General features: G+C 71.3%; 6 protein-coding genes and 1 tRNA gene. 3 read left to right on the top strand and 4 right to left on the bottom strand.

What is annotated here, in order from left to right; all coding sequences use genetic code 11:
* A partial coding sequence (locus VF468_31010) for a YhjD/YihY/BrkB family envelope integrity protein (GenBank protein HEX5882715.1) occupies nucleotides 1-464 on the top strand: 464 nt, incomplete at its 5' end.
* 84 nt (nucleotides 465-548) lie between these two features.
* On the opposite strand, the gene VF468_31005 is transcribed toward VF468_31010, so the two are convergent.
* From VF468_31005 to VF468_30995, 3 genes are all read right to left on the bottom strand, one after another.
* Nucleotides 549-625, bottom strand: a tRNA-Ile gene (locus VF468_31005).
* Between the two features lie 24 nt (nucleotides 626-649).
* Nucleotides 650-2,059, bottom strand: coding sequence for a methyltransferase (locus VF468_31000; protein ID HEX5882714.1), 1,410 nt, complete (start codon nucleotides 2,057-2,059; stop codon nucleotides 650-652).
* Between the two features lie 38 nt (nucleotides 2,060-2,097).
* Nucleotides 2,098-2,262 (bottom strand): hypothetical protein, encoded by a 165-nt coding sequence (locus tag VF468_30995; protein ID HEX5882713.1) that lies wholly within the window; start codon nucleotides 2,260-2,262, stop codon nucleotides 2,098-2,100.
* A 181-nt stretch (nucleotides 2,263-2,443) separates the two neighbouring features.
* Between VF468_30995 and VF468_30990 the strand changes: the two genes are divergently transcribed.
* On the top strand, nucleotides 2,444-3,355 hold the full coding sequence (locus VF468_30990; protein HEX5882712.1) for a CPBP family intramembrane glutamic endopeptidase: 912 nt from the start codon (nucleotides 2,444-2,446) through the stop codon (nucleotides 3,353-3,355).
* On the opposite strand, the gene VF468_30985 is transcribed toward VF468_30990, so the two are convergent.
* A complete protein-coding gene (locus VF468_30985) occupies nucleotides 3,352-4,068 on the bottom strand; it encodes a YceI family protein (GenBank protein HEX5882711.1) in 717 nt (238 codons plus the stop codon). The genes VF468_30990 and VF468_30985 overlap by 4 nt on opposite strands.
* A 77-nt stretch (nucleotides 4,069-4,145) precedes the next feature.
* On the opposite strand from VF468_30985, the gene VF468_30980 reads away from it, so the two are divergent.
* Nucleotides 4,146-4,395, top strand: a 250-nt coding sequence (locus VF468_30980; protein ID HEX5882710.1) for a hypothetical protein, incomplete at its 3' end; no start/stop codon positions are given.

Below are 4,395 nucleotides of genomic sequence, written 5' to 3'. Positions count from 1 at the left end.
AGGTCCGTGGGCTGCTGCTGCTGGTGGTCTTCGCCGTTGGCCTGGCCGCGACCAGCCTGCTGACCTGGCTTGGCAGCTACGGCGGCAAGGCGGTCGCGGTAGCGCTCGCCAATCTCGCGGCCGCAGCCGCGGTCAACGCCGGGCTGTTCCTGCTGGCGTTCCGGGTGCTCACCCCAAGACAGATCCCGACCCGACAGCTGCTTGCTGGTGCGCTGGTCGCTGGGGTGGCCTGGCAGGTCCTGCAAGCTGTCGGTGGCTACCTGGTCGGCCACTACCTGCGTCACACCAGCCAGGTGTATGGGGTGTTCGCGATCGTCCTTGGCCTGCTGTTCTGGTTGTATCTGGGCGCACGGCTCACCTTGTACGCCGCAGAAGTCAACGTCGTGGCCGCCCGGAGGCTCTGGCCGCGCAGCCTGCTGCATCCACCAGCCGGTCAACATCAACCCACCCGCCTCAGCAGTTGACCACGTCAACCAAGTGGAATGACCAACGGAATGACCAGGGATGCCAGCCCCTCGGCAAGCCGTGCTAGGCTTGCTTGCCTTGCTTGGTGGGGCTGGCAGGCCTCGAACCTGCGACCGAGCGGTTATGAGCCGCCTGCTCTGACCGACTGAGCTACAGCCCCTTTGCCCGGATCGTACCGCGGGGGCTAGCGGCGCGGGGTGGCGTGATAGAGGGTGCGGGTGCCGGAGGGGAACTCCTGGCGGTCGGCGATGTCGAAGCGGGCCTCGAGGAGACGCTCGAACACCTCGCGGCGGTAGTCGCCGTGCATCCCCGGGGGCTTGTTGGCCAGGAGGCGGTCGGCCATGGGGTCGGTGGGGTCGACGAACTCGACCACCAGGCGGCCGCCGAGGCTGTGCAGCCAGTCGACCAGCTCGGGAAGCGGGACGTTGCCGGTGATGGCCAGGTGGTGGAGCAGGGCCAGGGCGAGGACGGCGTCGGGGCGCGAGCGGTCGAAGAAGCCGGCGCGCTCGCGGCCCCGCCAGCCGAGGCCGGGCGAGGGGTCGGACAGGTCCAGGTAGGCGGGCAGGATCTGGTGGTTGCCCTCCTGGCGCAGGGAGCGGTACAGGCCGTCGAGGACCAGGTCGTCGCCGTCGGCGCAGACCACGTAGTCGGCGTGGCCGGCGGCCACCCGCGAGTAGGTGCCGTCGTTGCCGCCGAGGTCGAAGACCAGCCTGGCCCCCTTGCCCTCCAGGGCCTTGGCGACGAAGGCGGCCTTGGTCTCGCGCTCGGCGTCGGTGTAGGTGCTGGTCCGCTGGTAGTCGTTCCACTCCGAGGCCGAGCGGCTCCACTCCAGCTTGGCCACCAGCTTGCGGATGGCGGCCACGGTGGCCTTCTGGAGCTCGGTCGAGAACCCGGCCGCCTTCAGCTCCTTCTGGGTGTCCTGGGCCCGGGACCTGGAGTAGCGCTGGTCCATGGCCCCGTGGAGCGAGACGTGCTTGAGCACGCCCGGCTTCATCTTGTCGGTGCCGCTGAACAGCTTGGCCAGGTCCTGGGGCTGGATGCCCTGGACGGCGCCGCGCAGCCACGGCTGGAAGCGGACGTCCTTGTGGGCCTGGAGCAGCAGCGGATACAGCATCGTCTGGCAGAACTGCCGGTAGCCGGCCCACGGCTCACCGGGCCGGACCCGCTCGAACGAGCCGACGTCGATGAAGGTCGGCCGCGAGCCCACGAAGGCGAGGTTGTAGGCGTAGCCGTCCTTCATGGTCAGGTCGGCGTCGAGGGCGGCCAGCAGCAGGTCCAGGTGGACCAGGGCGGCGTCGCGGAGCATGGAGAAGGTCCACTCGTACGGGTAGCTGACGAACGGGATCCGCTCGTGCTCCAGCGCCCGCACCCAGGCGTCGCCGCGGACGCTCTGGGGCAGGTCCTCGATGGGGACCTGGGTGGTCCTGACCAGCTTGCCCTCGTCCATGGCCTTGGCGAAGAACGGGGCGGCGGCGAGGGTGTCGAAGTCGGCGGCGCCTTCCTTGGTCAGGCCGCGCAGGACCCGGCCGTCGAGGTACGCCACCGTGCTCGCCGGGTCCCGGAACGACGCAGGCTCCAGCTCCAGATCGCTCATCCAGTTCCTACCGTTTGTGCTCTATGAAGGGGCGCCGCTCAGCGCTCGTCGTGCTCGCCGACCTCGGCGGTGGCGGTATGGCGGCGGAACGGGGAGGTGATCCTGCGCCAGCCCAGCTTGAAGAACACGGCCGCACCAGCGGCGCCGGCCACGATCGCCTGCACGATCAGGCTGCCCGATGCAGCATCGAGGTAGGCGAGCATAGAACGCGTCTCCTTCCCGTCGCCCGTCACAACTGGCCGGACGACGTGGGTTTGGGGCAGATCGGACGGCACGATATCACGAGTGGGCGGCTGCTGGCCGGACCCTCAGCCAGCCGTTACACAACGGTGAACTGCGCCGCCTGCGCTACGCTGGGGATTCCCGACGTCCGCAAGGAGCCTCGTGGCCGACCCGACCGATCCGCCGACACCACCGGGCCAGCAGCCCTGGCCGCGGACGCCGGCCGACCCCCCCGCATGGGCTCCCCCACCGGGCACTCCGCCGCCGGACGCCTGGTCCCAGCCCCAGACCATGCCCTTCGGGGTGCCGGTCGAGGGGCCGTACCGGGTCCCACCGGGCCAGGCCGGGCCGCCCGGGCCGCCGGGGCGCAACCCGGTGCCGCCGCCGCCCGGCCCGCCCCGGCTGCTGCGCAAGGAGCTGGGCCTGATCCTGCTGCTGGCCTTCGCGCCCAGCCTGCTCGGGCTGCTGTTCCTGGCCCTGGGAGCCGCGGCCACCGGCGAGACCGAGGCCGAGGTGGCGCCGTCGCTGATCGGCATCGTCATCGACCTGTTCATCTCCTGGTCGCCGGTGCTGGTGATCGGCTACCTGCTGGCCCGCAGCCGCGAGGGCTGGCCCGGGATCGGCCTCACCCGCTTCCGCGGCGGCGACCTCGCCATGGGGCTGATCCTGTGGGTGGCCAGCTTCATCCTGGTGCTGGTCCTCGCCCAGCTGTTCCAGTACTTCGGCACGCGCGAGGTCGACTTCCTGTCCGAGAACCTGCCCCTGTGGTTCCGGTCGCTGCAGGCGGTGCTGATCGCCGTCACCGCCGGGGTGACCGAGGAGATCGTGGTCCGCGGCTACGCCCAGACCCGCCTCGAGCAGCTGCGGGCCTCGACCGCCGCCATCCTGCTGCTGCCGACCGTCCTGTGGGCCGCGCTCCACGTCTACCAGGGGCTGGGGGCGGCGCTGACCATCTTCGGCCTCGGGCTGATGTACGCCTGGTACTTCCAGCGGACCCGGCGGCTGTGGCCGCTCATCCTGGCCCACGTCCTGTTCGACATGACCCAGCTGGTCTTCATCCTGACCGGCGTCTAGGCGCGCTCGAACACCAGCTTGAGGTCGACGGCCAGGCTGTCCTCGATCGAGACGACCGGGCCGAAGCGGGGCGGCTCGATCTGGTAGTCGGTCATCTTGACCGGGAGCTGGCCGGCGACCTGGATGGTCGACCCGGACCAGACGCCCTGGAGGTCGAGGTCGACCTCGCGGGTGACCCCGTGGACGGTGAGCCGGCCCTTGCCCTCGCCGCGCACCTCCTGGCCCTGGGCGGGTGTGGTGGCGAGCTGGAGCGGCTCGGCCAGCTCCAGGGTGGCCGTCGGGTACCGCTCCGACTCCAGGCCGCGCATGCGGATGGCGTTGTCGCGGCGACTTTCGTCGCTGGTCAGCTGGGTCAGGTCGGCCTCGATCTTCACCGACTCCACGGTGTCGCCGGCCACCTCCATGGTCCCCGTGACCGCGGTGGTCCGGCCGACCGCCTCGTTGGGGCTGCTGAGGGAGGCCAGCTGCTCCGTGACCCGGTAGCCGACGTACGACGAGCCGTCGTCGCTGACCTGCCAGGTGCCGTCCGGGGTGGCCGCGCCCTCGGCCTGGGTGTCCTCGGTGGCCTGCCCGGCGGTGGTCGTGGGCACCGGGTCGAGGGCCGCCGGCGGCGGCGAGTCCGAGGTCCGGGAGGCGAACAGCAGGTACCCGCCGCCCAGGGCCAGGACCAGCACCACCACGCCCACGATGACCAGCCTGCCCGTCCGGCTCATGCAGCCTCCCCCTCGGGTGAAGTTGCCGGGATCATCGCCCGGCCAGCCTAAAGGCGTGCTAAGTCGCACCCCTGTGGATGCATCGCCCGAACCGTCACGCCGTTACGCGAGGATGCGCCCATGGGCCACCGGGGCAAGCTCGCCGAACGCCGGCAGGCACGCCGCTGCGCCGCACCGGCCTGCCCCTGGCCGACATCGCCGCCCGCCTCGGCGTCTCCGGGAGCATCGTCTCGCTGTGGGTTCGCGACGTCGAGTTCTCGGCCCCGGTCAGGCCGCCGTCCCGTGGCCGGCGGCGCGGCCCCAACGCCCTGCAGCGCCGCCGCCAGG

It is taken from the genome of Actinomycetota bacterium (genome assembly GCA_036280995.1).
Classification (GTDB): Bacteria; Actinomycetota; CALGFH01; order CALGFH01; family CALGFH01; genus CALGFH01.
The sequence above is the reverse complement of the archived record's forward strand: the minus strand, read 5'-3'. Positions and strand labels throughout refer to the sequence as shown.

Excerpts from the sequence above, each read along its gene's own strand:
- VF468_31000 (HEX5882714.1), bottom strand. The coding sequence starts at position 2,059 with ATGAGCGATCTGGAGCTGGAGCCTGCGTCGTTCCGGGACCCGGCGAGC.
- VF468_30995 (HEX5882713.1), bottom strand. The coding sequence starts at position 2,262 with ATGCTCGCCTACCTCGATGCTGCATCGGGCAGCCTGATCGTGCAGGCG.
- VF468_30985 (HEX5882711.1), bottom strand. The coding sequence starts at position 4,068 with ATGAGCCGGACGGGCAGGCTGGTCATCGTGGGCGTGGTGGTGCTGGTC.